We start from the raw sequence: 24,976 nt of genomic DNA, 5'->3' as shown, positions 1-24,976 counted from the left end.
GTCGTGCACCGTCCCGTATGACGTCGATGTGACGGGCGCATGAAACGGTTTGCCGAACGTGCGTAGGGTGCAGACAACTCAACAGGAGCAGTGCGCCGGGACACCGCCGCACGGGGAGCGGATCGACGGGCGAAGGAGGGAGCCGGAGCGATGGGCGACCACAAAGAGCAACCCCTGCGGGTGGGCGCGGCCGTGCGCCGGCGGCGCCGCGCTCTGGAGCTCACCCTTGCCGTCGTGGCCGCGCGCAGCGGCCTGTCCGTCCCGTTCCTGAGCCAGATCGAGAACGACAGGGCGAGACCCAGCACCAGCTCCCTGGAGAAGGTCGCCGACGCCCTGCGCACCACCGCCGTGGAGCTCCTCGCCGCGGCCGACCCGGCGTGCAGCGTGGACGTCGTCCGCGCCGACGGCACCGATCCCCAGCCTCAGCCCCGGACCCGCTCCCTGGTCCGCGGCCACCACCAGATGCACGCCTCCGAGTTCACCGGCGACCATGACGCGGGCCGTGAATTCCAGTACCGCAACGACCAGTTGATGTACGTCGCCGACGGCGCGGTGGAGATCGAGGCGGAGGGCCGCGCCTACCGCCTGGGCCGCGGCGACACGCTGTACCTGACCGGTGGCGTACGGCACCGCTGGCGGGCGACCGAGTCGGACACCCGCGTGGTCGTCGTCGCCGTGGCGGAGCACATCGAGGCGGTCCGGGACCGGCCTCGCCGGTGAGAGTCGTCTCGCTGGTCCCCTCGCTGACCGAGGCCGTGGCCCGCTCCGCGCCCGGAGTCCTCGTCGGCGCCACCGACTGGTGCACGCACCCCTCCGGCCTGGACGTCGTCCGCGTCGGCGGCACCAAGAACCCCGAGACCGACCTGATCCTCTCCCTGGCGCCCGACCTGGTGATCGCCAACGAGGAGGAGAACCGCGCACCCGACCTCGCGGCCCTGCGGGCGGCGGGCGCCGAGGTCCTGGTGACGGAGATCCGCGACGTGCCGCAGGCCTTCCGTGAACTGACCCGGGTGCTGGAGGCCTGCGGGGTGACGGCGCGTCCGCGCTGGCTGGACGAGGCGGAGCGGACCTGGTCGTCCCTGCCGGAGCCCGGGACGCGCCGCACGGCGGTCGTGCCGATCTGGCGCAGGCCGTGGATGGTCCTGGGCCGCGACACCTTCGCCGGCGACGTCCTCGCCCGCCTCGGCGTCGACCACGTGCACGCGACGCACCCCGACCGCTATCCGCGCGTCCCGCTCGAGGAACTGCGCGCCTCGGCACCGGACGTGGTGGTCTTGCCGGACGAGCCGTACCGCTTCACCGCCGACGACGGCCCCGAGGCCTTCCCCGGCCTGCCCTGCGCGCTCGTCAGCGGACGGCACTTGACGTGGTACGGGCCGTCACTGGCCGAGGCGCCGCGGGTGCTGGGCGAGGCGCTGCGAGCAGCTCGCCCCTGAGCAGCCCGCGCACGGTGCCGACGACGGCCGTGCCCCACGCCGCGACCAGCACCGCGTAGAGCAGGACCGCCGGGCCCGCGTAGGCGACGAGCCCGGTGTGCCGGGCCAGCGCCTCGGCGCCCGTGACACAGGTGCCGACCGGGAAGGTGAACGACCACCAGGTCATCGAGAACCGCATCCCGTGCCGCCGCGCGCGGACGACATGGGCGCTCGCCAGGCAGAACCAGAGCAGCGCGAACCCCATCACGGGCACGCCGTAGAGCACGGCGAGGGCACCGAAGCCCTCGCTGTACGGCGCCGGCACGACCCCGGGCGCCACGTCCGCGAAGGCGCCGACGGCCGTGGTGGACTGCCCGAGCGGGCCGAGCACCAGGAACAGCGTCGGGGTGAGGGCGAGGGGCAGGGGGCCGCCGGTGAGCGACCGGGCGAAGACCAGGGGCAACATGACCAGGGTCGCGAGCAGGCTGAGCCCGAACAGCGCGAAGCAGCCGAGCAGCAGCGTCTGACGGGCCTGACCGGGCGGCAGGTGCGGCACCAGCAGCGGCCCGACGGCGGCCGACACCATGGGCGCGACGAGCGGCAGCAGCCAGACGGGCGTGGCCTGCCCTGGCTCCACCCGATGCCGTACGGCCATCAGATACGGCACCACGACCGCCGCCGCGAGCCCGAGAGCCGTGCCGGCGGTGAACAGCACCGCGTCGAGCGCCACGGCCGTCCGCAGCCCGATCCAGTCCCGGCCGACGGTGAGGGCACCGCCGCCCACGGCGAGCAGGGCCATGGCGAGGCAGCCGTAGAAGGGCGCCGCCGCCGGGTCGAGGAAGTGGGCGCGGGCCTGGTCCCGGTGCCGTCTCCAGTGCACGGCCCGCGCGCCGAGCAGGGTCACCAGCAGCGCGAGCGACAGCGCCCAGACGGCCGCGAGCACGCCGCGCAGCCCCGGGACGTGCGGTGCCAGGGAGCCCCCGGCGGTGGCGACTACGGCGGTGCCCATGACGGTGGCGTACCAGTTGGGTCCGAGATGACGGACGGAGAGCGGATACGCGGGGGGCCGGGCTGCGGTGACCATGACTCCACGGTCGGGCCGGGGGAGACCCACCACCAGGGATCATGCCTCTATGGCGGCATAAGCTGGGTTTATGAGCAACGCGGATGAGCAGACCGGGCCGGCCGTCACCGGCTCCGTGGCGCACCGGGTGCCGGATCTGGGCGCCCTGGAGCTGCTGCTGGCTGTGGCGCGACTGGGCAGCCTCGGTGGCGCGGCGCGGGAGCTCGGCATCACCCAGCCCGCGGCCAGCAGCCGGATCCGGTCGATGGAGCGGCAGCTCGGTGTCGCGCTGGTCGACCGGTCACCCCGCGGGTCCCGGCTGACGGACGCCGGGGCGCTGGTGACGGACTGGGCGCGGCGGATCGTGGAGGCGGCGGAGGCGTTCGACGTGGGGGCGCAGGCGCTGCGCGACCGGCGCGACTCCCGGTTGCGGGTCGCCGCCAGCATGACCATCGCCGAGTATCTGCTGCCGGGCTGGCTCCTCGCGCTGCGCGCGCAGCGGCCCGACACGGCGGTGTCGCTGCACGCGGGGAACTCGGCGGCGGTGGCGGAGCGGCTGCTGTCGGACGAGGCGGATCTGGGGTTCGTGGAGGGGCTGTCGGTGCCGGCCGGTCTCGACTCGGCGGTCATCGCCCATGACCGGCTGATAGTGGTGACCGCGCCGGGGCATGCGTGGGCCAGGAGGCGGCGGTCGCTGGCGGCGGAGGAACTGGCGTCGACGCCGTTGATCCTCCGCGAGAAGGGATCGGGGACGCGGCAGGTGCTGGACGCGGCGCTCGGCGGACTGGCCCGGCCGCTGATCGAGCTGTCCTCGACGACGGCGGTGAAGGCGGCGGTGGTGAGCGGGGCGGGTCCGGCGGTGCTCAGTGAGCTGGCGGTGGGGGAGGAGCTGGCGATGCGGCGGCTGGTGTCGGTGCCGGTGGAGGGGGTGGCCCTGGCGCGGGACCTGAGGGCGGTCTGGCCGACGGGGCACCGCCCGACGGGCCCGGCGCGGGACCTGCTGTCGCTGACGAGGGGGTAGGTTTTTCGCCCCCGCCGCCCATACCCGTAGGAGCGCGGCCCCGCCCTCACCCGTCCAGTCCCAAGGGGCGCTGCCCCCCTTCGGGTAAGGGCGGCGGGGGCTGCGCCCCCAGACCCGCTTCGGCCCGGACGGCCTCGTCCTCAAGCGCCGGACGGGCTGACTCCGCCGGTGCTCGCCGCCTCCATCAGCGCCCTCATCACCCGCACGTCCTCGCCCATCTCCGGATGCCACTGCACGCCCAGCACCCAGTCGGCAGAGGGCAGTTCCACCGCCTCCACCGTGCCGTCCGCCGCGTACGCCGAGGGGACCAGGCCCTCGCCCAGGCGGTCCACGGCCTGGTGGTGGTACGTCGGTACGAACGTCTCCTCCGGGACGACACCGGCGTACAGACTCCCCGGCACCGGCTTGACGGCATGCCCGCCGAAGACGCCCACGGCCTCGGCGTGCCCGTCGATGTGCTGCACGAGCGTCCCCCCGAGAGCGACGTTCAGCAGCTGCATGCCCCGGCAGATCCCCAGCAGCGGCACCCGGGCCGCCAGCGCCGCCTCGATCAGCGCCAGCTCCCAGGCGTCCCGCTCCGGCGCCGGCGGCCCCGTCCGCGGCTCGCGCTCCGCCCCGTAGCGCACCGGCTCGACATCCGGTCCGCCCGCGATGACCAGCCCGTCCAGCCGGGCCACGGCCTCCGCGGCGTACCGCGTGTCGTCCGGCGGCAGCATCGCGGCCAGGCCGCCGGCCCGCTGGATCAACCGGGGGTAGCCGACCGGCAGCAGGGCGGCCTCCAGCTCCCACACGCCCCAGCGCGCACCGGACTCCAGGTAGGTGCTGACCCCGATCAACGGCCTGCCCACGACAACTCCCTCACGGTCGAACCACTCAGTCCCTTGCCAACTCTGCCTCGGCCGCCGCCAGCGCCGCGAACTCCTCCTCCGGCGCCGTCGCCACCAGCCGCTTGCGGCTGTACAGGCCGAAGTACCCGAGCGCCACGACGTACACCGCGAGGGCGATCAGTGCCGCCGTCACGTCCACCAGGAACGTGGCGACCAGCGCCGCGCAGGCCAGCACCAGGGCGACCGAGGAGGTCAGCACCCCACCCGGCGTCCGGTACGGCCGCTCCAGCTCGGGCTCCCTGCGGCGCAGCACGATGTGCGACAGGGACATCAGCGCGTAGGAGATGGTCGCGCCGAAGACGGCGATGTTCAGCATCCGTGCGCCGTTGCCCGAGATCGCCGCCAGCAGGAAGCCGATCGTGCCGGGGACCAGCAGGCCCAGGTACGGCGCCTTGCGGCCGCTGGTGAGCGACAGGAAGCGGGGCAGGTAGCCCGCGCGGGACAGGGCGAACAGCTGGCGCGAGCCCGCGTAGATCAGGGAGAAGAAGGACGCCACCAGGCCGGCGAGCCCCGCGTAGTTGACGATCCGGCTCAGGGTCGTCGCCTTGCCGTTCGGCTGGAGCGCCTCGACCAGCGGGTTGCCCGCCTCCTGGATCGCGGCGGAACCGCGTGCCCCGGCCGCCGCGAAGAACGTGACCACCGCCAGCACCACCAGGATGCCCATCGACCAGCGGATGGCCTTCGGCAGCGTACGGGCGGGGTCCTTGGTCTCCTCGGCCGCCAGCGGCACGCCCTCGACGCCGAGGAAGAACCACATGCCGAAGGGGAACGCCGCCCAGATGCCGAGCAGGCCGAACGGCAGCCAGGAGTTCGAGCCCGCGGCGGCGGTGTCGACCGGGATGTCGTCCAGCGACGCGAAGGAGAAGTCGGGCAGCGCCGCCAGCGCGAACACGATCAGCGCGGCCACGGCTATGCCGGTGACGACGAAGCTGAAGCGCAGCGCCTCGCCGACGCCCCACAGGTGGATGCCGAGGAAGATCGCGAAGCAGACCAGATACATCGGCCAGCCGGACTCCAGGCCGAACAGGCCCAGCGACTCGACGTAGTCGCCGATGAAGATGACGATGGCGGCGGGCGCGAGGACGTACTCGATGAGGATCGCCGTGCCGGTCAGGAACCCGCCCCAGGGGCCGAGCGCCCGCCGGGCGAAGCCGTAGCCGCCGCCCGCGGTGGGCAGGATCGAGGACAGCTCGGCGAGGGCGAAGACCATGCACGCGTACATCGCGCCCATGAGCACCATGGCGATCGCCAGGCCTCCGAAACCGCCCTCGGCCAGGCCGAAGTTCCAGCCCGAATAGTCGCCGGAGACGACGTAGGCGACGCCGAGGCCGGTCAGCAGCACCCAGCCGGCGCTACCGCGGCGCAGCGCTCTGCGTTCGAGATAGTCCTCGCCCTCCGGGGCGGCGGGTGTGAGAGTGGGTTCCTGGGACATAAGCAGACTCCCGACGGGGCGGCGGCGGTCACGGGGGCGAGCGGGCTCCGACTCAATGGAATGGAGCCATACCTTTGCGGTGCCGACCCGGGAAGGCAATACCCCTGCGTTAATCGCCCGTAAATCCTCACCGCGCACACCGCGCCCGGCTCAGCCGAGGAACCCCCGCAGCAGCGCCGCCGTGCCCCCGCAGTGCTCGCGCATGATCTCCCGCGCCTGATCGGCCTCGCCCTCGATCACCGCCTCCACCAGGGCGGTGTGCTGCCGCTGGGAGTGCTCAAGGTTGCGCACCAGCAGCGGGATGCAGTCCAGCAGGTCGTTGACCCTCGCGCGGACGGCCGCGTACTGGGCGGTGAGCGTGGGGGAGCCGGACAGTTCGGCGATCGTGAGGTGCAGCAGCGTGTCCAGGCGGCGGTACTCGGTGAGCGGCGCGTCGTGCGTGCGCGCCAGGGCCTCGCGCAGCCGGTCCGCCTGCTTCTCCTCCAGCCCGTGCGCCGCGCACAGCCCGGCCGCGCCCACCTCCAGCACCTCCCGGAACCGCAGCACGTCCTCTATGTCGACCTCGGCGACCCGGCGCCGCAGCTCGTCCTCGCCGACGGCCTCGGCGCGCGGCAGCACGAACGTCCCGCCGTACCGGCCGCGCCGCGACTCCACGAGCCCCTGGTCCTGGAGCACCTTCAGCACCTCGCGCAGCGTCACCCGGCTGATCCCCAGCCGCTCCGCCAGCTCCCGCTCGGCCGGCAGCCGCTCTCCCCCCGGCACCAGACCCAGCCGTACGACCTGGAGGATCTGCTCCAGCGCCTCCTCGAAGCCGTTGCCCGCGCGCACCGGCCGCAGCACCGGCGTCAGCCCGTCCCGCACCTCACCGCCACCCGCTTCCTCCGACATGTGGCCGCACCCCCTTCCCAAGCAATGGTTCTCGGCAATACCTTATGGCTCCCGGCGGATCCAAGGCAGCGGATCCAAGGAGCCTAGGAGGCCTTCCCGTGGCAGACCGCACAGCCCCGCTGAGCGTCGAGGAACTGCACACCCTCGTCGCCGGCGGTGAGATCGACACTGTCGTCCTGGCCTTCCCCGACATGCAAGGGCGGCTCCAGGGCAAGCGGTTCGCCGCACGCTTCTTCCTCGACGAGGTCCTCCAGCACGGCACCGAGGGCTGCAACTACCTGCTCGCCGTCGACACCGAGATGAACACGGTCGACGGCTACGCCATGTCCTCGTGGGACCGCGGCTACGGCGACTTCGCCATGCACCCCGACCTCACCACCCTGCGCCGCGTCCCCTGGAACGCGGGCACGGCCATGCTCCACGCCGACCTCGCCTGGAGCGACGGCTCCCCGGTCGTCGCCGCCCCCCGCCAGATCCTGCGCCGCCAGCTGGAGCGCCTCGCCGAACTCGGCTACACCGCCCAGGTCGGCACCGAGCTGGAGTTCATCGTCTTCAAGGACACCTACGAACAGGCCTGGGACGCCGGCTACAAGGGCCTGACCCCGGCCAACCAGTACAACATCGACTACTCGGTCCTCGGCACCGGCCGCATCGAGCCCCTGCTGCGCCGCATCCGCAACGAGATGGCCGGCGCCGGCCTCACCGTCGAGTCCGCCAAGGGCGAGTGCAACCCCGGCCAGCACGAGATCGCCTTCCGCTACGACGAGGCCCTGGTCACCTGCGACCAGCACTCCGTCTACAAGACCGGCGCCAAGGAGATCGCCGCCCAGGAGGGCATGTCGATCACCTTCATGGCCAAGTACAACGAGCGCGAGGGCAACTCCTGCCACATCCACCTCTCGCTCGCCGACGCCGACGGCACCAACGCCATGGCCGGCGACCTCGAAGGCGGCATGTCCGAGGTCATGCGGCACTTCCTCGCCGGCCAGCTGGCGGCCCTGCGCGACTTCTCCCTCCTCTACGCCCCCAACATCAACTCCTACAAGCGCTTCCAGCCCGGCTCCTTCGCCCCGACCGCCGTCGCCTGGGGCCAGGACAACCGCACCTGCGCGCTGCGCGTGGTCGGCCACGGCCGCTCCCTGCGCTTCGAGAACCGCCTGCCCGGCGGCGACGTCAACCCCTACCTCGCCGTCGCCGGACTGGTCGCGGCCGGACTGCACGGCATCGAGCAGAAGCTGGAACTGCCCGAGCCCTGCCCCGGCAACGCCTACGCCGCCGACCTCGACCACGTCCCCACCACCCTGCGCGAGGCCGCCGAGCTCTGGGAGAACAGCACCGTCGCCCGGGCCGCCTTCGGCGACGAGGTCGTCGCGCACTACCGCAACATGGCGCGTGTCGAACTGGACGCCTTCGACGCCGCGGTGACCGACTGGGAGCTGCGCCGCTCCTTCGAACGCATGTGAGGTCCTTTGTGTCTTCCGAGCACCTTCTGGAAGTACTGAACCCCGCGACCGAGGAGGTCGTCGCCGCCGTCGCCGGGGCGAGCCCGGCCGACGTCGACGCGGCCGTCACCCACGCCGCCAGGGCACAGCGGATCTGGGCCGCCCTCGCCCCCGGCGACCGTGCCCGGCTGCTGCGCCGCTTCGCCGCCACCGTCGACGAGCACCTGGACGAGCTGGCCCGCCTGGAGGTCCGCGAGGCCGGTCACCTCATCGGCAACGCCCGCTGGGAGGCCGGCAACGTCCGCGACCTGCTGGACTACGCGGCCGGGGGAGTGGAACGGCTCACCGGCCGGCAGATCCCGGTGCCCGGCGGCCTGAACCTCACGATCCTCGAACCGCTCGGCGTCGTCGGCGTGATCGCGCCCTGGAACTTCCCCATGCCGATCGCCGCCTGGGGCACCGCACCCGCCCTCGCGGCCGGCAACGCCGTCATCCTCAAGCCCGCCGAGACCACCCCGCTCACCGCGCTGCGCCTCGCCGAACTCGCCCTGGAGGCCGGGCTCCCGGAGCACCTCTTCCAGGTCCTGCCCGGCCGCGGCGACATCACGGGCGACGCCCTGGTCCGCCACCCCGGAGTCGCCAAGATCGTCTTCACCGGCTCCACGCGGACCGGGACGCGCGTCGCGGCCCTCGGCGCCGAGCAGGTCAAGCCCGTCACCCTCGAACTCGGCGGCAAGAGCCCCAACATCGTCTTCGCCGACGCCGACCTCAAGACCGCCGTCGACCCCTTCTCCTTCCTGGACAACTCCGGCCAGGACTGCTGCGCCCGCACCCGCGTCCTGGTCCAGGAGTCCGTCTACGACGAGGTCCGCGAGCATCTCGCCGAGGCGCTGGCCGCCGTGGTGGTGGGCGATCCGGCCGACGAGAAGACCCAGATGGGCCCGCTGATCTCCCGGCAGCAGCTCGACCGGGTCCGCGGCTTCGTACCGGACGGTGCCCCGGCCCTGCGCGGCAGCGCACCCGAGGGCCCGGGCTTCTGGTTCCCGCCGACCGTCCTCACCGGGGAGAGCCCCGACTCGGCGGCGGCCTGCGAGGAGATCTTCGGCCCCGTCGCCGTCCTCCTGCCCTTCACCGACGAGCAGGACGCCATCCGCCTCGCCAACGGCACCCCCTACGGCCTCTCCGGCTCCATCTGGACCCGCGACGTCGGCCGCGCCCTGCGCGTCTCCCAGGCCGTCCGCGCCGGCAACCTGTCCGTCAACTCCCATGCCAGCGTCCGCTACTGGACCCCGTTCGGCGGCTACAAGCAGTCCGGCGTCGGGCGCGAGCTCGGCCCCGACGCCCTGGCCGCCTTCACCGAAACCAAGAACGTCTTCATCAGCACGGAGGGCCCCGCACAGTGACTGCCCAGGAAAACATCTGCCGCCGCCTGGTCGGCCGCACCGCCGTCGTCACCGGAGCCGGCAGCGGCATCGGCCTCGCCGCCGCCCGCCGCCTCGCCTCCGAGGGCGCCCACGTCGTCTGCGGCGACGTCGACGACACCCGCGGCAAGGCCGCCGCCGAGGAGGTCGGCGGCACCTTCGTGAAGGTTGACGTGACCGACCCCGAGCAGGTCGAGGCCCTCTTCAAGACCGCCTACGACACCTACGGCAGCGTCGACATCGCCTTCAACAACGCCGGCATCTCCCCGCCCGACGACGACTCCATCCTGGAGACCGGCCTGGAGGCCTGGAAGCGCGTCCAGGAGGTCAACCTCACCTCCGTCTACCTGTGCTGCAAGGCCGCCATCCCCTACATGCGGAGCCAGGGCCGGGGCTCGATCATCAACACCGCGTCCTTCGTCGCCCGGATGGGTGCGGCGACCTCCCAGATCTCGTACACGGCCTCCAAGGGCGGCGTGCTCGCCATGTCCCGTGAACTGGGCGTGCAGTTCGCCCGCGAGGGCATCCGCGTGAACGCCCTGTGCCCCGGCCCGGTCAACACCCCGCTCCTCCAGGAGCTGTTCGCCAAGGACCCGGAGCGGGCCGCGCGCCGCCTGGTGCACATCCCGCTGGGCCGGTTCGCCGAGGCCGAGGAGATCGCCGCCGCCGTGGCCTTCCTCGCCAGCGACGACTCCTCGTTCGTGAACGCCACCGACTTCCTGGTCGACGGCGGGATCGCGGGGGCGTACGTCACACCCCTGTAGCCGCGTGTCCGGACGGCCCGGGCCGCGCCCTACAGTGCCGGGATGAGCATGATGCCTCCGCCCGGCTGGTATCCCGACCCGCACGCCCCGCACCGGCAGCGCTGGTGGGACGGCACGGCCTGGACCGAGCACCGCCGCGCGCCCGAGGCCCCCGCCACCCCGCCGCCGGGCGGCGGCACCGGCCGGACGAAGGCGGTCGCCCTGACCGCCACGGGCGTCGTCCTGGCCGCGGCGATCGTCACCGGAGCCGTCGTCCTCGGCGGGGGCGACGGCGACGGCACCACGACCAGGACGGCCCCGACCACGACCCCCGCCCACACGCCCGGCCCGCCGGAGCCGACCCCCGAGTCGTCCACCTCCGAGCCCTCCGCCGACGACCCCGCGGTCGTCGAGGACCAGCTCAACGGCATCACGTTCCCGCTGCTCGACGGCTGGGTCCGCCCGCAGCACGTCGCCCAGGACGACGTCGTCATGACGACCGACGGCACCTACGACTGCCCCGGCGGCGTGGGCCTGTGCCGCCACGGCATGGTCGTCTCCCGCACGGTGACCGAGAACGACGAGAAGTCCCCCGAGGCCCTCGCCAAGGCCGACATCTCCGAGGCGGCCGACGAGGCCTACGACCGCGACAGCCTCGGCCGCGAGCTCCACGGCGGCATGACGTCGCACCAGGTCGTCAGGTCCGGGCCGGTCGCGGTGGCGGGCCGCGCCGGGTTCCTGGTGCGCTGGCGCGTCACGACCGCCAAGGGACCCGGCGGCTACGTCCAGTCGCTCGTCTTCCCGTCCAGCGTCGGCACCGAGTCGCCGGTCCTCGTCCGGTACGTCTTCGACGCCGGCGAGGACGGACCGCCCCTCGCCGACATGGACCGCGTCACCAAGGGCATCCGCCCGTTCGGCGACGCGGACACCGGCGGCGGCGTCGGCAGCAGCATCGGCCCGACCCACTGACGCCCCGCGGGCCTCAGAGGAACGTGTGGCCCTCGCCTCGGTAGGTGGGCGCGGTCGCCGTCACCGTGTCGCCCTCGATCAGGTGCAGCGTGTCGAACCGCTCGCACAGCTCACCGGCCTTCGCGTGCCGGAACCACACCTTGTCCCCGATCAGCAGATCGTCGGCGGGCGAGCCGAGCAGCGGCGTCTGCACCTCACCGGCACCCTCCTGCGGGTCGTAGCGCAGCCCCTCGGGCAGATACGGCACGGGCGACCGGTCGGTTCCGGCCGCACCCGAGGCGGGATACCCACCGCCGAGGACGGTCACGACCCCGACCCCCGGCCGCCGCACCACGGGCATGGCGAAGAGGGCCGCCGGACGGCCTCTGAACGACGTGTAGTTGTCGAACAGACGCGGCACGTACAGCCCCGACCCGGCGGCGATCTCCGTCACCGCGTCCTCGGCCGCCGTGTGCTGCACCGAGCCGGTGCCGCCGCCGTTGACGAACTCCAGGCCCGGCACGACGGCCCGCACCGCGCGCACCACCTCCGCACGCCGCGCGGCGAGTTCACGCCTGGCCGCGGCCTGCATCAGCCGGATGGCACGGGACCGCAGCGGACGCCCGGCCAGCGAGTCCCCGACCCCGGCGACATGCCCCTCGTACGCCATGATCCCCACGACCTCGAAGCCGGGACGGCGGGCCACCGCCCGTGCCACGTCGGCGACCTGGGCGGGGGAGTGCAGCGGTGAACGCAGGGCCCCGACCCGCACCCGCCCGCCGAGCAGCTTCAGGGAGGTGTCCAACTCCAGGCACACCCGCACCACTTCACGCCCGCCACCCCGGGAGGCGTCGATCAGGTCCAGCTGGGCGACGTCGTCGACCATGACGGTCACGGCGGCGGCGAGCTTGGGATCACCGGCGAGTTCGGCGTAGGCCGCACGGTCGGCGGACGGGTAGGCGAGCAGCACGTCGTCGAACCCCGACCGGGCCAGCCACAGCGACTCGGCGAGCGTGAACGACATGATCCCCGCGAAGCCGTCCCGGGCCAGGACGCGCTCCAGCAGCGCCCGGCAGCGCACGGACTTGCTGGCGACCCGGATCGGCTTGCCCCCGGCGCGGCGGACCAGATCGGCGGCGTTGGCGTCGAAAGCCTCCAGGTCCACGATCGCGAGAGGGGCGTCGAGATGGGCGGTGGTCCGGTCGTAACGGGCCCGGTCGGCGGCGCGCGCAGTCATGAACGCAGCCTGCCAGACTGGATTACCGCAGGGTAGGGGGACGTTCCGGGCAGATGCCCCGGCATCGTGGACTGGTTCCCGTTCGCCCAGGAACAAGCCGTAGAGTGACGCGCACGTACGGGGGGCGACGCCGGCCGGGGATCCGCGCCGGGGTGACGCCCCGTCCGTGCGGGTATGTGTGCCCGGGACGCTTTGGTGCCGGGCCTCGGGCAGGACGACACCGCCCGCGTCGGACGAGCGGCCCGGGCATCAGGAAACGGGGGGTGCATGAGCACGGAAGCGCCACGTGCCTCCTTCCCCCCGCGCCCCGCCACCCCACCCCGCCCGTCCCACCCCCCGGCGCCGGATTCCGCTACGACGGACGAGCGGGACACCCCGGGCACAGCCTCCGGCCCCGCGACGACCCCGCTCGGAAAGGACGCCGCGCGCTCCTCCGACCGACCGAACGGCCACCCCCGCTTCCCGACCCTCGACGCCGCGTCCCGTCTCTCCGAGCCCACGCCGCCCGGCCGCTCCGAGCCCACCGCACCGCCCCCGCCCCGAGCCTCCACCCGCTTCCCGGACACGCCGCCCACGGTCGGCCGCGAGGCCCGTCTTGAGTCGGACGCGGCGTCCGGCGTCGGCCGCGGGGCTCGCTCGGGGACGGACGCGGCGTCTGGTGTCGGTCGTGGGACGCGTCCTGAGTCGTCCACGGCGTCCGGCATGGGCCGCGAGGCCCGCCCTGGGACGGACACCGCTCCCGGTGTCGGCGGTCGTGGGACGCGCCGCCCTGAGTCGTTCACGGCGTCCGGCGCAGCCCGCGAGGCTCGCCCGGGGACGGACGCGGCGTCTGGTGTCGGTCGTGGCACGCGTCCTGAGTCCTCCACCGCGTCCGGCGCCGGCCGCGGGGCCCGCCCCGAGTCGACCACGGCGCCCGGCACAGGCCGTGCGACCCGCCCCGGCCCGGACACGCCCTCCACCGCCCCGGCACCTGACGTCCCCCCGCGGCCGCGTCACCTCCCCCCGTCGGGATTTTCCGGCCGCGCGGGTCATTCGGACACCTCGGACGGGACCTCGTCGGAGACCTCCGGCAGGCCCTTCCGCCTCTCCGCGCCCGGCCGTTCGGACGCACCGGCCGGGGCGGTGTCGGAGACGACCGGGCGGCCGTTCCGTCTGCCCGCGCCCCGCCGTACCGGCGCACCCGGCGAGCACTCGTCCGAGACCACCGCGCGCCTTCGCCCGGTCCCCGCCGACCCGACGCCGGACGAGCCCGCCGCACCCTTCGGCCGCCCCGCCGCGCAGGGGACGACGACCACTCGCCCCGCCACACCGCCGCGTCCCGCGCACCAACCGCCGGCCCCCACCGCCCCTGTCACTCCCGACCCCGCCCTCTCCTGGAGCGCCACGCGCCCCCTGGTGTCGTTCGGTGAGCCCGAGGGCTACGACGGCGACGCCCGGCCCCGGCCGCTCGGCCGCCGCGGGGCGTCGCAGGCCGCCGCGGCAGCCGTCTGCCTCGTGCTCGGGCTGGGCCTCATCTCGGGAGCGGTCACCGGCAGCTGGCTCGTCGGCGACTCCGGGGCAGAAGGCTCGCCCAGCAGCTTCGCCGCCGCCGGAAGCCTCTGGCACAGCGTCCCCGTCGACCAGCTGTTCCCGCCCACCGTGCAGGGCCGGGGCGCCGGCCCCGGCGGAGCCGACCGCACCTGGACCCGCATCGCCGTCGCCCCCGACAGCGGCTGCAAGGACGCCTTCGACCCGCTGCTGCGCAAGGCCCTCGCCCCCGTCGGCTGCGACCGTCTCCTGCGCGCCACCTACACCGACGCCACCGAGAGCTACGTGACCACCGTCGGCCTGCTCTTCACCACCGCCGACGCCCCCGGCATGACCGCCCTCGCGAACCGTTTCCGCAAGGAACGCCTGGACCGCCGCAGCGACCTGATGCCCCTGCCGTACGCCGCGAAGGGCACGCCCGCCGCCGGCTTCGGTGCCCCGCAGCGCGCCTCCTGGACCGTCTCCGTGCTCACCGAGGCCCCGGTCGTCGTCTACGCCGTCTCCGGCTGGGCCGACGGCCGTACCGTCGACGACCCCCAGCCCGCCGGGGACGCCGTCGAGGCCGACGCCACCACCGCCCCCGCACAGGCCGGCCTCGGCAACGAGGCACAGGGCCTGGCCGACCGCGTCGAACGCGACTTCCGCAGAAACGTCCGCTCGGCCTCGGAGCAGCCGTCGTGAACGCCGACCACACACCCGCCGGGAAACGCCCGCGCAAGCCCTCCCGCGCGGCCGTCGCCCTCGGCGCCCTGCTCACCGCCGGCCTCGTCCTCCTCCCCGCCGCCACCGCGCACGCCGACGGCATCCGCGCCCAGCAGTGGGCCCTCGACGCCATGCACACCGAGGAGGCCTGGCAGACCACGAAGGGCCGGGGCATCACCGTCGCCGTCCTGGACACCGGCGTCGAGGCCGACCACCCCGATCTGGCCGGCAACGTCCTGCCCGGCAAGGACCTGGTCGGCTTCGGAGCCGAACCCGGGGACCGCGCCTGGGCCAGGCACGGCACCGCCATGGCCGGCATCATCGCCGGCCACGGACATGGCCCCGGCGACGCCGACGGCGTCCTCGGCATCGCACCCGAGGCGAAGATCCTGCCGGTCCGCGTGATCCTCGAGGACGGCGACCCCTCCCGCGCCAAGGCCCGCTCCACCCGCGGCAACGCCCTCGCCGAGGGCATCCGCTGGGCCGCCGACCACGGCGCCGACGTCATCAACCTCTCCCTCGGCGACGACTCGGCCTCGGCGCATCCCGAGCCCAGCGAGGACCAGGCCGTGCAGTACGCGGTGAAGAAGGGCGTGGTCGTCGTCGCCTCCGCCGGGAACGGCGGCGAGAAGGGTGACCACATCTCCTACCCGGCCGCCTACCCGGGCGTCATAGCCGCCACCGCCGTCGACCGGGCAGGCACCCGCGCCTCCTTCTCCACCCGCCGCTGGTACGCCACCGTCAGCGCCCCCGGCGTCGACGTCGTCATCGCCGACCCCGACCACAAGTACTACGAGGGCTGGGGCACCAGCGCCGCCGCCGCCTTCGTCTCCGGCGCCGCCGCCCTGGTCAAGGCCGCCCACCCCGGCCTCGCCCCCGCGCAGATCAAGTCGCTGCTGGAGGACACCGCCCGCAACGCCCCGTCCGGCGGCCGCGACGACTCCCGCGGCTTCGGCTTCATCGACCCGGCCGCCGCCATCGAGGCCGCCGGCCGGATCGAGCCCGAGGGCCTCCGGTCGGCGTCCTACGGTGCGAAGTACTTCGGCAGCGGACCGGACGCCGACGCCTCCGACGACGACACCGCCGACTGGGCCGCCCCCCTCGCGGGCGGCGCCGGTGGCGTCCTGCTGGTCGCGGCGGTCGTCCTGTGGCGCGGCCGGCGTACCGGCCGCGAGGACTACTGAGCCGCTGCCGGACGCGCACCATCCGGCCGATAGGGTCGACGTGTGGCGAACAAGAACATCCCGGACTCCGGCTTCTCCGACGACGACGGCTCCGCCGACCCCCGGCTGAGCGCGGCACTCGCCGCCTGGTCCGCGGACCGGAGCGCCGTGGCTCCGGTCCTGGCCGCCCTCAAGGGCGCCCGGTTGCTCGTCCCTGTCGTGGCCGTGCTCGGCGAGGTCGAGGAGGACGAGCGGGGACTGCGCCGCGAGAAGACCAGCGACATGGCCGTCCCCACCCTGAAGGCCGGCGACCGCACCGCCCTGCCCGCCTTCACCTCCACGGACTCCCTCGCCCGCTGGGACCCGCAGGCCCGCCCCGTCGCCGTGCCGCTGCACCAGGCCCTGCAGGCCGCGGCGCACGAGAAGGCGGACACGGTCGTGCTCGACATGGCCGGACCGGTGCCCTTCGAGCTGACGGGTCCCGCGCTGCTGTCACTCGCCGAGGGCCGTACCACCACGGACCCGCTCGCCGACCCGGCGGTCGTGGCCGCGGTGCGCGCAGTCGTCGCCGACGTGCGCGCGGTGGTGCGGGCCTACCTCGGACCGGGCCAGGCCGACGGCACCCTCGCCCTGGTCTTCGAGCCGGCCGTACCGCACGAGGCCGGCGTCCACGCGGTCGCGCGCCGCCTCGCCGCCGACGAAACACTGAGGGCCCGCCTGGTGCGTGGCCTCGACCTGGCAGTCCTGCCGGCCGGGGCGACGCCGCCGGGCGAGCCCTTGTACGTACGCGGATGAAGCGGATGAACTAGCCGTAGACCGGACCCGTGTACTTCTCGCCCGGCCCCTGGCCCGGCTCGTCCGGGACGAGGGAGGCCTCGCGGAACGCCAGCTGCAGCGACTTCAGGCCGTCGCGCAGGGGAGCCGCGTGGAAGGAGCTGATCTCGGTCGCCGTAGCGTCCAGCAGACCGGCCAGCGCGTGGACCAGCTTGCGGGCCTCGTCCAGGTCCTTGTGCTGCTCGCCCTCCTCGGTCAGACCGAGCTTCACCGCGGCGGCGCTCATCAGGTTGACGGCGACCGTCACGATCACCTCGACCGCCGGGACCTCGGCGATGTCGCGGGCCATGGCGTCGAAGTCGGGGGACTCAGGAGGGGTGTCACTCATGCCCCACACGATAGGCGCAGGGAGCGGGCGAACCCCACGTGACCCCGGCTCGCCCCAATTGGCCGTTCCTGGCCCTTGCTGGTAACCTCGTGTAACGACCGGTCGGACACGTGTGCCTCACAGCCCGCGCGTCCGGCCCACAAGTGGAGGCTTTCGAACTCCCACCCGATCACCCTCAGGGCGGCGGGTCACCGGTCAGGCGGTCCCGTCCCAGCGGCGGCGATCCGTCCGAAAGCGCGCCCCGCGGCTACCCGCGGCGGTGCTCCGGTAGTTCGAGGAGCCCCGCCTGGGAATCGTCCGGGGCATTTTTTGTGCTTCGGCGCGGTTAGGTCTATCGAATAGAGACGTTACGCGGCCGTCCGCCAGACCGTCGCGTGGTGCTACCGAGGAGGATCCATCAGCGCCGAGCCCCGCATCAACGACCGGATTCGCGTTCCCGAGGTGCGACTTGTCGGTCCCAGTGGCGAGCAGGTGGGCATCGTCCCCCTGGCCAAGGCACTGGAGCTTGCGCAGGAGTACGACCTGGACCTGGTCGAGGTCGCGGCGAACGCCCGTCCGCCTGTGTGCAAGCTCATGGACTACGGGAAGTTCAAGTACGAGTCGGCCATGAAGGCCCGTGAGGCGCGCAAGAACCAGGCGCACACGGTCATCAAGGAGATGAAGCTCCGGCCGAAGATCGACCCGCACGACTATGACACCAAGAAGGGTCACGTCGTTCGGTTCCTCAAGCAGGGCGACAAGGTCAAGATCACGATCATGTTCCGTGGTCGCGAGCAGTCCCGGCCCGAGCTGGGCTACCGACTGCTGCAGCGGCTCGCGGAGGACGTGGCCGACCTCGGTTTCGTTGAGTCGAACCCGAAGCAGGACGGCCGAAACATGATCATGGTTCTCGGTCCGCACAAGAAGAAGACCGAGGCGATGGCCGAGGCTCGCCAGGCGCAGGAAGCCCGCAAGGCGGAAGCGAAGGCCAACCCCGGCAAGTCGCAGAACGCCGCGGAGGCCGAGGCGATGGCCGAGGCGCCGGCTGAGGAGCCCGCCGAGGCGTGACTCCCGGGACGCCAGTCCCAGGAAGCAACCGATACAAGACGACGCTCCACCGTGCCCGGTTTCGCGACCGGGCACCGGAGCGCCACCGACGAGGAGAGAACGGCGCTATGCCGAAGAACAAGTCGCACAGCGGTGCCAGCAAGCGCTTCAAGATCACCGGCTCCGGCAAGGTGCTGCGCGAGCGCGCCGGCAAGCGCCACCTGCTCGAGCACAAGTCGTCCCGTGTGACGCGTCGCCTCACCGGCAACGCCGAGATGGCCCCGGGCGACGCCGCGAAGATCAAGAAGCTTCTCGGCAAGTGACGTCCGGGCGCGTGAGCGCCGGACGTACGTCAGACCGGGACCCAATCGATTTCGGGTCGTGTGAGCACCCCCACGGCCCCGCTACAAGGAGTTAACAAGTGGCACGCGTCAAGCGGGCAGTCAACGCCCACAAGAAGCGTCGGGCGATCCTCGAGCAGGCCTCCGGCTACCGCGGTCAGCGCTCGCGCCTGTACCGCAAGGCCAAGGAGCAGGTCACCCACTCGCTGGTCTACAACTACAACGACCGCAAGAAGCGCAAGGGCGACTTCCGTCAGCTGTGGATCCAGCGCATCAACGCCGCTGCCCGCGCCAACGGCATGACCTACAACCGCTTCATCCAGGGTCTGAAGGCCGCCAACGTCGAGGTCGACCGCAAGATCCTGGCCGAGCTGGCCGTCAACGACGCCGGTGCGTTCGCCGCGCTCGTCGAGGTCGCCCAGAAGGCGCTGCCGAGCGACGTGAACGCGCCGAAGGCTGCGTGACGCCGGCTCCGAGCCGATGTGACTGAAGGACCCGCAGGCCGGACGGTCTGCGGGTCCTGCTGTGCAGCTACCCAGAAAGCGAACCGGATGCCTCCCGCCACCCCCGAGCTCATCTCCCCCCGCTCCCCCCGCGTTCTGGCCGCGCGGCGGCTGGCCAAGCGGAACTTCCGGGGGAAGGACCGGCTGTTCCTCGCGGAGGGACCGCAGGCCGTGCGGGAAGCCGCCGGGCACCGGGCCGGGGACACCGCCACCCTCGTGGAGCTCTTCGCCACGACGGAGGCCGCAGAGCGCTACGCCGACATCGTCGGAGCGGCCCGGGACGCCGGAGCCCGCGTGCACCTCGCCGCCGAGCAGGTCATCGCCGACATCTCCACCACCGTCACCCCGCAGGGCCTCGTCGGGGTCTGCCGGTTCCTGGACACTCCCTTCGAGGAGGTCCTCGCGGCCCGCCCGCGGCTCGTCGCCCTCCTCGCCAACGTCCGTGACCCCGGCAACGCCGGGACCGTGCTGCGCTGCGCCGACGCCGCCGGAGCCGAGGCCGTCGTGCTGACCGATGCCTCCGTCGACGTGTACAACCCCAAGGCCGTCCGCGCCTCCGTCGGTTCCCTGTTCCACCTGCCCGTCGCCGTCGGCGTCCCCGTCGAGCAGGCCGTCGAACGGCTGCGGGACGCCGGCGTCCGGGTCGTCGCCGCCGACGGGGCGGGCGACCGCGACCTCGACGACGAGCTCGACAAGGGCACCATGGGCGGGCCGACCGCCTGGGTCTTCGGCAACGAGGCATGGGGCCTTCCGGAGGAAACCCGCGCCCTCACGGACGCCGTCGTGCGCGTTCCGATCCACGGGAAGGCCGAGAGCCTGAACCTCGCCACCGCCGCCGCCGTATGTCTCTATGCGTCGGCGCGTGCACAGCGCGCCTCCGGAGGGTGCCGCTCCGTCACCGGGAACTAGTAGGGTGACCAGCTCAGGGACCCCTCTGCGGAGCCTTGGAGGTGGGGTACGGGGATGAGTGTCGGCACGAGCAGCGCACCGGGAGCCCAGGACGCCGGGGACCCGCCCGCCGCGTCCCGGCCACCCGGTGATCCCGCCGGACTCGGTATCGACCCCGACCAGCTGCCCGACGGACTCGTCGTCGCCGACGAGCAGGGCCACGTCATCTGCTTCAACGCGGCCGCCGAGCGCATCACCGCCGTCCGTGCCCAGGACGCCCTCGGGCAGCGCCTGGAGAAGGCCCTGCCGTTAGAGGACCTGGAGGGCCGGCGCTGGTGGCAGCTGACCGACCCGTACGGCGGCCTCGCCATCCGCGTCGCACAGCCCGAGCGCAACCTGCTCCTGCCCGGCGGCCGTGAGGTGCTGGTCTGCGCGCGCTACGTCCGCACCCGGCCCACCGGACCCCTCCGGCGGCTGGTCGTCACCCTGCGCGACACCGAGGCCCGCCGCCGCACCGAGCGCAGCCACGCCGAGCTGATCGCCACCGTCGCCCACGAACTGCGCTCCCCGCTGACCTCCGTCAAGGGCTTCACCGCCACCCTGCTCGCCAAGTGGGAACGCTTCACCGACGACCAGAAGCGGCTGATGCTGGAGACCGTCGACGCCGACGCCGACCGGGTCACCCGCCTCATCGCCGAGCTGCTCGACATCTCCCGGATCGACTCCGGCCGCCTGGAGGTGCGGCGCCAGCCCGTCGACATCGGCGCCGCCGTCGGACGGCACATCCAGGCCTACGTCGCCGCGGGGCAGCCCGCCGACCGGTTCCTGCTGCGCGTCCAGCAGCCCCTGCCCGACCTGTGGGCCGACCCCGACAAGATCGACCAGGTGCTCAGCAATCTGCTGGAAAATGCCGTGCGGCACGGCGAGGGAACTGTCACGATCGACGTCACGGCCACGGCGTCCCCCCGCGAGGACGAGGACACCGGTACGTCGGTCACGGTGAGCGACGAGGGGCCCGGCATCCCGGAGGAGTCCATGAACCGCGTCTTCACCCGCTTCTGGCGGGGCAGCAAGCGCGGCGGGACGGGCCTCGGGCTCTACATCGTCAAGGGCATCGTCGAGGCCCACGGCGGCACCATCACGGTCGGCCGCGCCCCCGGCGCAGGCGCCGAGTTCCGATTTACGTTGCCCGTGAGCGCTCCGGCCTATCTCGCCTGAGCACCGCGGGCGCATTCGCGTACCTCCACCCCGTTAGACTCGGCCATTGGCACCTTTGTGTCCCTTCAGGCGGCCGTCCGAGTCGGAGACGGGGACCTCCAGCCAGCCAATCGGAAGCACGGGAAGAGATGTCGGCACCGAATAAGTCGTACGACCCTGTCGAGGTCGAGACGTTGAAACCGGAAGAGATCGAGCGCATGCGGGACGAGGCGCTCGCCGCCTTCGCCGCCGCGGACTCCCTCGACGCGCTCCACGAGGCCAAGGTCGCCCAGACCGGCCCCACCTCCCCGCTGGCCCTCGCCAACCGCGAGATCGGCGCCCTGCCCCCGCACGCCAAGGCCGAGGCCGGCAAGCGCGTCGGCCAGGCCCGAGGCGCCGTGAACAAGGCCCTCGCCGCCCGCCAGGTGGAGCTCGAGGCCGAGCGGGACGCGCGCGTGCTCGTCGAGGAGGCGGTGGACGTCACGCTGCCGTACGACCGCGTGCCGTCCGGCGCCCGGCACCCGCTCACCACCATGATGGAGCGGGTCGCGGACGTCTTCGTGGCCATGGGCTACGAGGTCGCCGAGGGGCCGGAGGCCGAGGCGGAGTGGTTCAACTTCGACGCCCTGAACTTCCTGCCCGACCACCCGGCCCGGCAGATGCAGGACACGTTCTTCGTCCAGGGCCCCGAAGGCACCGACGAGTCCGGGTCCGGCGTCGTCCTGCGCACCCACACCTCCCCGGTGCAGGCCCGCGCGCTGCTCGACCGTGAGCTGCCCGTCTACATCGTCTGCCCCGGCCGTGTGTTCCGCACCGACGAGCTGGACGCCACGCACACGCCCGTCTTCCACCAGATCGAGCTGCTGGCGGTCGACGAGGGCCTGACGATGGCCGACCTCAAGGGCACCCTCGACCACATGGTCCAGGCCCTGTTCGGCGCGGACATGAAGACCCGGCTGCGGCCGAACTTCTTCCCGTTCACCGAGCCCAGTGCCGAGATGGACATGCTCTGCTACGTCTGCAAGGGCGAGTCCATCGGCAACCCCGACCGCCCCTGCCGCACCTGCTCCTCCGAGGGCTGGATCGAGCTCGGCGGCTGCGGCATGGTCAACCCGCGGGTGCTCACCGCCTGCGGCGTCGACCCCGAGAAGTACAGCGGCTTCGCCTTCGGGTTCGGCATCGAGCGGATGCTGATGTTCCGCCACAACGTCGAAGACATGCGAGACATGGTCGAGGGTGACGTCCGGTTCACCCGGCCGTTCGGGATGGAGATCTGATGCGGGTCCCGCTTTCTTGGCTGCGGGAGTACGTCGACCTGCCGGAGACGGAGACCGGTCGCGACGTGCAGGCCAAGCTCATTTCGGCCGGTCTGGAGGTCGAGACCGTCGAGCAGCTCGGCGCCGACCTCAAGGGTCCGCTGGTCGTCGGCCAGGTGGCGACGATCGAGGAGCTGACGGACTTCAAGAAGCCGATCCGCTTCTGCACCGTCGACGTCGGCCAGGCCAACGGCACCGGCGAGTCGCAGGAGATCATCTGCGGCGCCCGCAACTTCGCCGTGGGCGACAAGGTCGTCGTGGCCCTGCCCGGCGCCGTCCTGCCCGGTGACTTCCAGATCGCCGAGCGCAAGACCTACGGCCGGATGTCGCGCGGCATGATCTGCTCCAGCGACGAGCTGAACATGGGCGACGACGGCACCAAGGGCATCATCGTCCTGCCGCCGGAGACCGAGATCGGCAAGGACGCCGTCGAGCTGCTGGAACTGGTCGACGAGGTCCTCGACATCGCCGTCACGCCCGACCGCGGCTACTGCCTGTCGCTGCGCGGCGTGGCCCGCGAGACCGCCATCGCCTACGGCCTGCCGCTGCGCGACCCGGCGCTGATCGACGTGCCCGGCCCGAACGCCTACGGCTACCCGGTCCAGATCTCGGACCCCACCGGCTGCGACCGCTTCACCGCCCGCACGGTGACCGGCCTGAGCGCCGAGGCCCGCTCCCCGATCTGGCTCCAGCGCCGCCTGCAGAAGGTCGGCATGCGCCCGATCTCGCTCGCCGTCGACGTCACGAACTACGTGATGATGGAGCTCGGCCAGCCCCTGCACGCCTACGACCGCGGTCTGGTCCAGGGCACGATCGGCGTACGCCGGGCCGAGGCGGGCGAGAAGCTCACCACCCTCGACGGCGTCGAGCGCACGCTGGACGCCGAGGACCTGGTGATCACCGACGACCGCGGCCCGATCGGGCTCGCCGGTGTCATGGGCGGCGCCAACACGGAGATCGCCGACCACGACAACGTCGAGAGTGCCACGGCGGACGTCGTCATCGAGGCCGCGCACTTCGACGCGGTGTCGATCGCACGCACGGCCCGCCGGCACAAGCTGTCCTCCGAGGCGTCTCGGCGCTTCGAGCGCGGCACCGACCCGCAGGCCGCGGCGGCCGCCGCACAGCGCACCGTCGACCTGCTGGTCCTGCTCGCGGGCGGCACCGCCGAGGCCGGCGTCACCGAGGTCCTCGCCCCGTCCGCGCCGCGCACCATCACCGTCCCGGCCGACCACCCGGACAAGGTCGCGGGCGTCGCCTACGGCCGCGAGACCGTCGTGCGCCGCCTCCAGGAGGTCGGCTGCGACGTGTACGGGCAGGACGAGCTGATCGTCACCGTCCCGTCCTGGCGGCCCGACCTCACCGACCCGAACGACCTGGCCGAAGAGGTCATCCGGCTGGAGGGCTACGAGAACCTGCCCTCCACGCTGCCCAAGCCGCCGGCGGGTCTCGGCCTGACGGACCGGCAGCGGCTGCACCGCCGCGTCGGCCGTGCCCTGGCCGGTGCCGGATACGTCGAGGCGCTGAACTACCCGTTCATCGGCGAGCAGGTCTTCGACCAGCTCGGCCTCGAGGCGGACGACCCGGCCCGCCGTGTCGTCAAGCTGAGCAACCCGCTGAGCGACGAGGAGCCCGCGCTGCGCACGTCGCTGCTGCCGGGTCTGCTCGCCGCCCTGCGGCGCAACGACGGCCGGGGCTCGCACGACCTCGCGCTGTTCGAGTCCGGTCTGGTCTTCCGGCCGCGCGAGGAGCAGCGGGTCGCGGCCGTGCTGCCCGTCGACGGCCGCCCGACCGACGAGGAGCTCGCCGAGCTGAACGCGGCGCTGCCCGACCAGCCGCGGCACATCGCCGTCGTCCTCGCCGGGGCGCGCGAGCAGGCCGGCTGGTGGGGCAAGGGCCGTCCGGCCGACTGGGCCGACGCGGTCGAGGCCGCACGGACCGTCGCCCGTGAGGCCGGCGCCGAGCTCGTCATCCGCAAGGGTCAGTACGGACCCTGGCACCCCGGGCGGTGCGCCGAGCTGGCGGTCACCGTGGACGGCGCCGAGCGGGTCGTCGGGCACGCGGGCGAGTTGCACCCGCGGGTCGTGAAGGCCCTCGGGCTGCCCGCGCGCACCTGCGCGATGGAGCTCGACCTGGACGCGGTGGAGACCGCCGGTGACGCCACCGCGGCGGCACCCCGGATCTCCACGTTCCCCGTCGCCACGCAGGACGTCGCCCTGGTCGTCGACGCGTTCGTGCCGGCCGTGGACGTCGAGGCGGCACTGCGGGACGGAGCCGGGGAACTGCTGGAGTCCATCCGGCTGTTCGACGTGTACGAGAACGCCGAGCAGCTGGGCGAGGGGCGGAAGTCGCTGGCGTACGCGCTGCGGTTCCGCGCCGCCGACCGGACGCTGACCGTGGACGAGGCGTCCGCGGCCCGGGACGCGGCGGTCGCCCTCGCGGGTGAGCGTGTGGGGGCGGAGCTGCGGAGCTGAGCCCCCAAGGGGCGGGGAGCTGCGACGGGTTGGCGGCTGCGGGTTCGTCGTGGCCGTTCGGGCAGTTCCCCGCGCCCCCAAAAGACGGCCGGGTCACCTCACTCGTTTGAGTGGTAAAGGTGGGTGATCTCCCCGTTTGCGGCGTGCTGTCGACAGAATCGGACCGGCCTTCTCGGGCCG

General features: G+C 73.1%; 23 protein-coding genes. 17 read left to right on the top strand and 6 right to left on the bottom strand.

Features of this window, described 5'->3' with window-relative positions; genetic code table 11:
• The first annotated feature begins 150 nt into the window (after positions 1–150).
• Positions 151–720, top strand: a complete 570-nt coding sequence (locus IE153_RS10575; protein ID WP_031108946.1) for a helix-turn-helix domain-containing protein — start codon at positions 151–153, stop codon at positions 718–720.
• On the top strand, positions 717–1,436 hold the full coding sequence (locus IE153_RS10570; protein ID WP_189589476.1) for a helical backbone metal receptor: 720 nt from the start codon (positions 717–719) through the stop codon (positions 1,434–1,436). Before IE153_RS10575 ends, IE153_RS10570 begins: the two co-directional genes overlap by 4 nt.
• On the opposite strand, the gene IE153_RS10565 is transcribed toward IE153_RS10570, so the two are convergent.
• On the bottom strand, positions 1,348–2,499 hold the full coding sequence (locus IE153_RS10565) for a TDT family transporter (protein ID WP_189589475.1): 1,152 nt from the start codon (positions 2,497–2,499) through the stop codon (positions 1,348–1,350). The two genes, IE153_RS10570 and IE153_RS10565, sit on opposite strands and share 89 nt — an antisense overlap.
• 70 nt (positions 2,500–2,569) lie before the next feature.
• Here IE153_RS10565 and IE153_RS10560 point away from each other — a divergent pair, with 70 nt between their 5' ends.
• Positions 2,570–3,499 carry a LysR family transcriptional regulator gene (locus IE153_RS10560; protein ID WP_189589474.1) on the top strand — a complete coding sequence of 310 codons (930 nt, stop codon included), beginning with the start codon at positions 2,570–2,572 and terminating at the stop codon, positions 3,497–3,499.
• 140 nt (positions 3,500–3,639) lie between these two features.
• Here the strand turns inward: IE153_RS10560 and IE153_RS10555 are convergent, their stop codons facing one another.
• The 3 genes from IE153_RS10555 to IE153_RS10545 form a co-directional block, all read right to left on the bottom strand.
• A complete protein-coding gene (locus tag IE153_RS10555) occupies positions 3,640–4,347 on the bottom strand; it encodes a gamma-glutamyl-gamma-aminobutyrate hydrolase family protein (RefSeq protein ID WP_435811988.1) in 708 nt (235 codons plus the stop codon).
• Positions 4,348–4,372: 25 nt separating this feature from the next.
• Positions 4,373–5,818, bottom strand: coding sequence for an ethanolamine permease (gene eat / locus IE153_RS10550; RefSeq protein ID WP_189589473.1), 1,446 nt, complete (start codon positions 5,816–5,818; stop codon positions 4,373–4,375).
• A gap of 150 nt (positions 5,819–5,968) precedes the next feature.
• The gene (locus IE153_RS10545) at positions 5,969–6,706 is read right to left on the bottom strand and encodes a FadR/GntR family transcriptional regulator (protein WP_189589472.1); all 738 of its coding nucleotides are present in this window, start codon (positions 6,704–6,706) and stop codon (positions 5,969–5,971) included.
• A 98-nt stretch (positions 6,707–6,804) separates the two neighbouring features.
• Here IE153_RS10545 and IE153_RS10540 point away from each other — a divergent pair, with 98 nt between their 5' ends.
• From IE153_RS10540 to IE153_RS10525, 4 genes are read left to right on the top strand one after another with little or no spacing between them, the layout of a single operon-like run.
• Entirely contained in the window at positions 6,805–8,169 is a 1,365-nt protein-coding gene (locus tag IE153_RS10540) for a glutamine synthetase family protein (RefSeq protein WP_189589471.1), read from the top strand.
• A gap of 8 nt (positions 8,170–8,177) precedes the next feature.
• Complete coding sequence (locus IE153_RS10535; RefSeq protein WP_189589470.1) at positions 8,178–9,551, top strand: aldehyde dehydrogenase family protein; 1,374 nt, start codon at positions 8,178–8,180, stop codon at positions 9,549–9,551.
• Positions 9,548–10,333: a 3-oxoacyl-ACP reductase gene (locus IE153_RS10530; protein ID WP_189589469.1), complete on the top strand. Its 786-nt coding sequence runs from the start codon at positions 9,548–9,550 to the stop codon at positions 10,331–10,333. Before IE153_RS10535 ends, IE153_RS10530 begins: the two co-directional genes overlap by 4 nt.
• Positions 10,334–10,381: 48 nt before the next feature.
• On the top strand, positions 10,382–11,281 hold the full coding sequence (locus IE153_RS10525; protein ID WP_189589624.1) for a DUF2510 domain-containing protein: 900 nt from the start codon (positions 10,382–10,384) through the stop codon (positions 11,279–11,281).
• Between the two features lie 13 nt (positions 11,282–11,294).
• Here IE153_RS10525 and IE153_RS10520 read toward each other — a convergent pair whose 3' ends face one another.
• Positions 11,295–12,497 (bottom strand): amino acid deaminase/aldolase, encoded by a 1,203-nt coding sequence (locus IE153_RS10520; protein WP_189589468.1) that lies wholly within the window; start codon positions 12,495–12,497, stop codon positions 11,295–11,297.
• A gap of 1,122 nt (positions 12,498–13,619) precedes the next feature.
• Between IE153_RS10520 and IE153_RS10515 the strand changes: the two genes are divergently transcribed.
• Genes IE153_RS10515 through IE153_RS10505 form a run of 3 tightly spaced genes read left to right on the top strand, consistent with a single transcriptional unit; the run spans position 13,620 to position 16,684 of the window.
• Entirely contained in the window at positions 13,620–14,705 is a 1,086-nt protein-coding gene (locus IE153_RS10515) for a hypothetical protein (RefSeq protein ID WP_229828960.1), read from the top strand.
• A complete protein-coding gene (mycP, locus tag IE153_RS10510) occupies positions 14,702–15,910 on the top strand; it encodes a type VII secretion-associated serine protease mycosin (RefSeq protein ID WP_438817910.1) in 1,209 nt (402 codons plus the stop codon). The genes IE153_RS10515 and mycP overlap by 4 nt, the downstream gene beginning before the upstream one ends.
• 42 nt (positions 15,911–15,952) lie before the next feature.
• Positions 15,953–16,684, top strand: a complete 732-nt coding sequence (locus IE153_RS10505) for an SseB family protein (RefSeq protein WP_189589467.1) — start codon at positions 15,953–15,955, stop codon at positions 16,682–16,684.
• Between the two features lie 10 nt (positions 16,685–16,694).
• Here IE153_RS10505 and IE153_RS10500 read toward each other — a convergent pair whose 3' ends face one another.
• Positions 16,695–17,051, bottom strand: a complete 357-nt coding sequence (locus IE153_RS10500) for a DUF1844 domain-containing protein (protein WP_030848736.1) — start codon at positions 17,049–17,051, stop codon at positions 16,695–16,697.
• A gap of 396 nt (positions 17,052–17,447) precedes the next feature.
• Here IE153_RS10500 and infC point away from each other — a divergent pair, with 396 nt between their 5' ends.
• The 7 genes from infC to pheT all read left to right on the top strand — a co-directional run bounded on the left by infC (position 17,448) and on the right by pheT (position 24,796).
• Positions 17,448–18,098 carry a translation initiation factor IF-3 gene (gene infC, locus IE153_RS10495; protein ID WP_185009647.1) on the top strand — a complete coding sequence of 217 codons (651 nt, stop codon included), beginning with the start codon at positions 17,448–17,450 and terminating at the stop codon, positions 18,096–18,098.
• Positions 18,099–18,205: 107 nt separating this feature from the next.
• Entirely contained in the window at positions 18,206–18,400 is a 195-nt protein-coding gene (gene rpmI / locus IE153_RS10490; protein ID WP_003977225.1) for a 50S ribosomal protein L35, read from the top strand.
• A gap of 98 nt (positions 18,401–18,498) precedes the next feature.
• The gene (gene rplT / locus IE153_RS10485) at positions 18,499–18,882 is read left to right on the top strand and encodes a 50S ribosomal protein L20 (RefSeq protein WP_003989074.1); all 384 of its coding nucleotides are present in this window, start codon (positions 18,499–18,501) and stop codon (positions 18,880–18,882) included.
• An 87-nt stretch (positions 18,883–18,969) separates the two neighbouring features.
• The gene (locus IE153_RS10480; RefSeq protein ID WP_189589466.1) at positions 18,970–19,830 is read left to right on the top strand and encodes a TrmH family RNA methyltransferase; all 861 of its coding nucleotides are present in this window, start codon (positions 18,970–18,972) and stop codon (positions 19,828–19,830) included.
• Positions 19,831–19,884: 54 nt separating this feature from the next.
• A complete protein-coding gene (locus IE153_RS10475) occupies positions 19,885–21,027 on the top strand; it encodes a sensor histidine kinase (protein WP_189589465.1) in 1,143 nt (380 codons plus the stop codon).
• Between the two features lie 128 nt (positions 21,028–21,155).
• The gene (gene pheS, locus IE153_RS10470) at positions 21,156–22,283 is read left to right on the top strand and encodes a phenylalanine--tRNA ligase subunit alpha (RefSeq protein WP_189589464.1); all 1,128 of its coding nucleotides are present in this window, start codon (positions 21,156–21,158) and stop codon (positions 22,281–22,283) included.
• Positions 22,283–24,796: a phenylalanine--tRNA ligase subunit beta gene (gene pheT, locus IE153_RS10465; RefSeq protein ID WP_189589463.1), complete on the top strand. Its 2,514-nt coding sequence runs from the start codon at positions 22,283–22,285 to the stop codon at positions 24,794–24,796. The genes pheS and pheT overlap by 1 nt, the downstream gene beginning before the upstream one ends.
• Positions 24,797–24,976: the final 180 nt, after the last annotated feature.

It is taken from the genome of Streptomyces massasporeus (assembly GCF_014648995.1).
GTDB classification, from domain to species: Bacteria; Actinomycetota; Actinomycetes; order Streptomycetales; family Streptomycetaceae; genus Streptomyces; species Streptomyces massasporeus.
Note: the sequence above shows the minus strand (reverse complement) of the source record. Positions and strands in the feature narration are given on the sequence as shown.

What these genes read in the sequence shown, in the direction of transcription:
- IE153_RS10575 (WP_031108946.1), top strand. Translation starts at nt 151, where the DNA reads ATGGGCGACCACAAAGAGCAACCCCTGCGGGTGGGCGCGGCCGTGCGC.
- IE153_RS10565 (WP_189589475.1), bottom strand. Translation starts at nt 2,499, where the DNA reads ATGGTCACCGCAGCCCGGCCCCCCGCGTATCCGCTCTCCGTCCGTCAT.
- IE153_RS10560 (WP_189589474.1), top strand. Translation starts at nt 2,570, where the DNA reads ATGAGCAACGCGGATGAGCAGACCGGGCCGGCCGTCACCGGCTCCGTG.
- eat (WP_189589473.1), bottom strand. Translation starts at nt 5,818, where the DNA reads ATGTCCCAGGAACCCACTCTCACACCCGCCGCCCCGGAGGGCGAGGAC.
- IE153_RS10545 (WP_189589472.1), bottom strand. Translation starts at nt 6,706, where the DNA reads ATGTCGGAGGAAGCGGGTGGCGGTGAGGTGCGGGACGGGCTGACGCCG.
- IE153_RS10525 (WP_189589624.1), top strand. Translation starts at nt 10,382, where the DNA reads ATGATGCCTCCGCCCGGCTGGTATCCCGACCCGCACGCCCCGCACCGG.
- IE153_RS10520 (WP_189589468.1), bottom strand. Translation starts at nt 12,497, where the DNA reads ATGACTGCGCGCGCCGCCGACCGGGCCCGTTACGACCGGACCACCGCC.
- IE153_RS10500 (WP_030848736.1), bottom strand. Translation starts at nt 17,051, where the DNA reads ATGAGTGACACCCCTCCTGAGTCCCCCGACTTCGACGCCATGGCCCGC.
- rpmI (WP_003977225.1), top strand. Translation starts at nt 18,206, where the DNA reads ATGCCGAAGAACAAGTCGCACAGCGGTGCCAGCAAGCGCTTCAAGATC.
- IE153_RS10480 (WP_189589466.1), top strand. Translation starts at nt 18,970, where the DNA reads ATGCCTCCCGCCACCCCCGAGCTCATCTCCCCCCGCTCCCCCCGCGTT.
- IE153_RS10475 (WP_189589465.1), top strand. Translation starts at nt 19,885, where the DNA reads ATGAGTGTCGGCACGAGCAGCGCACCGGGAGCCCAGGACGCCGGGGAC.
- pheS (WP_189589464.1), top strand. Translation starts at nt 21,156, where the DNA reads ATGTCGGCACCGAATAAGTCGTACGACCCTGTCGAGGTCGAGACGTTG.
- pheT (WP_189589463.1), top strand. Translation starts at nt 22,283, where the DNA reads ATGCGGGTCCCGCTTTCTTGGCTGCGGGAGTACGTCGACCTGCCGGAG.